Raw genomic sequence first — 4,340 nt, forward strand, 5'->3', positions numbered from 1 at the left:
CTATGCATCTAGTTTTAAAGGTTATACCAAAGAAATGGCTCATCACTTTAGCACTACTTGTGATGGGTCTTTTTTCTTTTCTTTTACTTGGAGTGGTTAGTATTTTCATAGCAGCAATGGGGAGCGATAGTGGAACAGACACAGGTGATATTACGTATACAGGTGAAGGGCAAGTCATGAATGTTTCGCCCGAAGTTTTAAAATGGGAGCCAACGATTCGGAAGCATGCGAAAGCCTTTGGTGTAGAACCGTTTGTCGCTTTAATGCTTGCTCAAATGATGCAAGAAAGCGGAGGACGAGGTAGCGATCCAATGCAATCATCAGAGGGGGCTTTTAATACGAAATATTGTAAATCACCAAACTGTATTACAGATCCAGACTACAGTATTTGGGCTGGTGTACAGGAGTTTAAACATGCGATAGAAAGAGCCGGAGTAACGAGTCCTGGGGATATGGATCATATTAAAACAGCCCTTCAAGCCTACAATTTCGGGACAGGATTTTTTGATTTTGTTGGCGCAAATGGTGGCAAGTACACGAAAGAATTAGCAATCAAATTTTCACAACAACAGTATCAAAAAGTAAAACATACAGGAATGTATCATTGCCTTAGACCAGAAGCCGTACCGTATCAAGCGTGTTATGGCGATATATTGTACGTTGATGCAGTTTTAAAATATTATCAGCCGGGTTCTGTTGTTTCTGGTGGAGGAGGAAATCCAGGAAGTGGCGGAAGTAGCGGTTCAAAAGTTGCCGATGTAGGTCGCCAATGGATAGGGCGTTCTACCTATGTATTTGGTGGAGGACGTAACACAAATGACATAGCAAGAGGGATATTTGATTGTTCAAGTTTTGTACGCTGGGCATTCGAACAAGTAGGGATGTATACCAGTCCGATTGGCGCTGTAAGTACGGAAACATTAAATAAAATTGGTACAAAAGTATCAGCAAATGATATGAAACCAGGTGACGTTATTTTCTTTGATACCTACAAGCATGACGGACATGTGGGCATTGTAATTGATAAAAATACTTTCATTGGTTGCCAAACGAATAAAGGTGTTTCTATTGAAGATTTAAATAATCCGTATTGGAAAAAGGTCTTTTCTGGTCATGTAAGAAGGTTCTAAAAACCGAAAGAATAGGAGACTAAAAGAATGAAAGATAAACGAAAATCTTTGTTTATTGTGTTTGTCATTTTAGTTGTAGGTGTAACAGCTTTTAATATTTATTTGAGTAAAAAATCAATGAGTGATGGTAAAGAAAAACAGTTAAAACTTTCAAATGAATTACTAACAAAGCAAAATGAAGACTTAAAAAAACGACTGGATAAGGTACTTCCTTCAGCACAAGAACAACAGAGAAGGGCGTATTTATCGACAGCCGAAACGTTTATACAATTATCATTTCACAGAGAAAAAGAAGGATACAGTGAGCGAAAAGAAAAAGCAAAATCCATTATGAGTGAAGAACTTTTACAACAATTTTATCCAACTGATAAATACGAACTAGGAGATACGTATAAAACAAAACCAATAGAAATGAAGTTTTATTTACAAGAAAATGAACCGGATAAAGAGGAAGTAAATGTGTTAGCTGAATTTATAAATGTCACGACAGATTCAACGCAAAATCGAGAAGAAAAAGTAAACAATGTGCTACGAATCATCATGAAAAAAGAAAATGAAACATGGCGAGTTACAAGTGTGGAAGAGTTAAATATGAAAGTTTTATAACGAAAAAGGTGGGGTGAGAGTGTGATAGGTGCAATTGGTAAGAAGAGTGAAAGAATCAACCTAAGAAAAAATAAGTCGTGGATCTATTTAACAATTATCAGCTTTCTATTTTTTGGTTTCTTCGCTTTCTTAACATCTAAAATTTACATGCCAAACGATGAAAAACTATTTCATACAGAGACAAATAAAGTAATTAAGTTGTCGGGTATGGGGAAATTGATTGTAGAGAAAAGGGAATACAATCCACACAAAAACTTTATACAAATTTACTTTCGATTAGAAGGATATGAGGAAACAGGATATACATTTAAAGCACAGCAAAAAGCAAATCCAGGTGTTCAATTGCCTGTCAAAGTATTGTATGAGGAGAACGGAAAATACGTAGTAGAAGTAAAAGACTTATCTCCGAATTGGGGAGCGTTAGCTTTCGATATTTACAATAAAAATGGTGAAAAAGAACAAATGGATATTCGTAAATTCACACAAGATGTAAACGAATCTGAAGAAGAAAATGCAGCAACAAAAAGTCCGAATAAATTAGTTCAGACGATTTTTACCGATCAAAGAAAAACAAAAGCGAATGACGAATTGATAGCTGAAGATAAAAAAACATATGAGCTAGATTTTATAGAAAGGGACAAAAAGGATATCGAAACAAAGATAAAAAATTATGGGAAAGCAATCAAACTGGAAGAAGAAAATGCGAAGACAGTTTATGAAAAAGTAAAAGAATTACAAGATGAAATGAAGTACCAAACGGAAGCAGAAAAAACGGAAACACAATCAAAAATAGCATCCTTAGAATCAAAAATAAAATCATCAGAAAAGAACGTGGAATTGTTTAAAGGCGAACAAAAAATCGCACGAGATAAAATCAAAAAGTTAGAGCAAAAGGCACAAGAAATTAATAAAAAGTGAAAAAAGTCATGTCGTCAGTGAGTACTCACCAGTGATATTTGAGTACTCACTGAGTGCTCATCTGTTGGTTTTTGTATCGTCAGTGAGTACTCAGCAGTTTAATTTGTGTCATCAGTGAGTACTCACCTAGAGGATTTTCTTGCCCCCATCGTTTCGCTAGGCTCCGCCTAGCCCCACACCCACGGTGGGGGCAGAAACCCCTTATGCTCTTCTCACTATTTTTTGATCTCTACCCAGAATTGCAGAAAGGAGCGGAAATTGTGAATCTAAAAATAAGAGATATAGATCCAGTTGCCTTAAAGAAAATAGATGAAATTGCAAAGAGAAAGGGAATATCCCGGCAAAAATTTTTGAAAGCTCAAATTGAAATGCTGGCATTTTTTCAGCAACAAAATAAAAGGGAAATGGAATTAGAAAATCTCATTGAAAAGAATATCCATATGATGAGTGATTGTTATAGTGCAATGGAAAAGATGAATGAGTTTATTCAGATGATGATGCAGGATGTTGAAAATGAGTAATGCGGTTCCTGTTAAGTCTTCCGTCACACCAGGTGTTGTTTTAAAAACGAAATTTGTGTTACCAAGTTCCGATGCGTTTCAGAACTATATTGATTATGTAGATCGAGAGGAAGCGAAAGGTGAAGTGAAGCTGAATCCGAAAATGTTCGAAACGTATCAAGATTATATGGGGGATTCAGAAAAGACATCGGCACTATTTACGGAACACGCAAAGCGTTTAACAGAAAGTGAAAAAAAGTCCTTAAAGGAAATGTTTAAAACCGCCCATGAGAATGGAAGTATTATGTGGCAAGATGTCATTTCTTTTCATAATCCCTGGTTAGAGAAACAAGGAATTTATGATGAGAAAACAAAAACATTGGATGAAAAAAAGTTAATGGATGTAACACGGCTTGCGATGAAGGAAATGCAAAAAAGAGAGGGTTTGGAAAAAAGCTCTATCTGGTCGGCAGCCATTCACTTTAATACGGATAATATTCATATTCATGTAGCAACTGTTGAACCATTTCCAACGAGAGAACGTGGCAAAAGAAAACCAAAAACATTAGATGCAATGAAGGGTAAAGTCGTAAGTAATTTGTTAGATCGTAAGCAGGAACAAAAACAAATTAATGATCTGATTCGAAACAATATGGTGGGAAGGAAAAAAGAAGATTCCGTTTTTGATTGGCGTAATCAACATTTGAAACCATTGTTTTTACAAATCTATAAACAGTTACCAAGTGATAAAAGACAGTGGCAATATAGCTACAATACAATTCAGCCATTAAAGCCGGAAATTGATGAATTAAGTAGGCGATATATTCAACATCATCATAAAAAAGATTACGATCAGTTTCTTCAAAAGTTAGATAAAGAAGTGAAAGTGTTTAAAGAAGCATATGGGGAAGGAAAGTATGATAAGAAGCAATATGAAAATTACAAGACGAACAAAATCAATGATTTGTATAAAAGAATGGGTAACGCCTTTTTACAAGAAATGAAGGCATATGATAAAGAACAAAAAAGAATCCATCACATGAAAAAATCAAAGTCATTTCGAAAATTTCAGCAGAATGTATCTATTCAGTATTCTATGAGAAAAGTGGAAGGCGCTTTTAAAAGTGAATATGAAAGTTGGAAGAATCAAAAGTATTATGAGCGTATGCAAAAAGAGAGTGCGTAT

5 protein-coding genes are annotated in these 4,340 nt (G+C 35.2%); all 5 read left to right on the top strand.

The window, feature by feature from the left end; all coding sequences use genetic code 11:
• Positions 1-2: 2 nt before the first annotated feature.
• Positions 3-1,130, top strand: a complete 1,128-nt coding sequence (locus CN409_RS30635) for a bifunctional lytic transglycosylase/C40 family peptidase (RefSeq protein ID WP_071714078.1) — start codon at positions 3-5, stop codon at positions 1,128-1,130.
• A 27-nt stretch (positions 1,131-1,157) separates the two neighbouring features.
• Positions 1,158-1,736, top strand: coding sequence for a hypothetical protein (locus tag CN409_RS30640; RefSeq protein ID WP_017674551.1), 579 nt, complete (start codon positions 1,158-1,160; stop codon positions 1,734-1,736).
• Positions 1,737-1,757: 21 nt separating this feature from the next.
• Positions 1,758-2,654: a hypothetical protein gene (locus CN409_RS30645; RefSeq protein WP_098217970.1), complete on the top strand. Its 897-nt coding sequence runs from the start codon at positions 1,758-1,760 to the stop codon at positions 2,652-2,654.
• Between the two features lie 260 nt (positions 2,655-2,914).
• Complete coding sequence (locus CN409_RS30650) at positions 2,915-3,175, top strand: hypothetical protein (protein ID WP_031312453.1); 261 nt, start codon at positions 2,915-2,917, stop codon at positions 3,173-3,175.
• On the top strand, positions 3,168-4,340 hold a 1,173-nt coding region (gene mobP2, locus CN409_RS30655), incomplete at its 3' end, for a MobP2 family relaxase (protein WP_098217971.1). The genes CN409_RS30650 and mobP2, both read left to right, overlap by 8 nt.

Origin of the sequence: Bacillus sp. AFS012607, assembly GCF_002558005.1 — a bacterium.
In the GTDB taxonomy this organism is placed as follows: Bacteria; Bacillota; Bacilli; order Bacillales; family Bacillaceae_G; genus Bacillus_A; species Bacillus_A thuringiensis_S.

Bases quoted from the DNA above. Each gene is read 5' to 3' on its own strand.
- CN409_RS30640 (WP_017674551.1), top strand. From the start codon at position 1,158: ATGAAAGATAAACGAAAATCTTTGTTTATTGTGTTTGTCATTTTAGTT.
- CN409_RS30635 (WP_071714078.1), top strand. From the start codon at position 3: ATGCATCTAGTTTTAAAGGTTATACCAAAGAAATGGCTCATCACTTTA.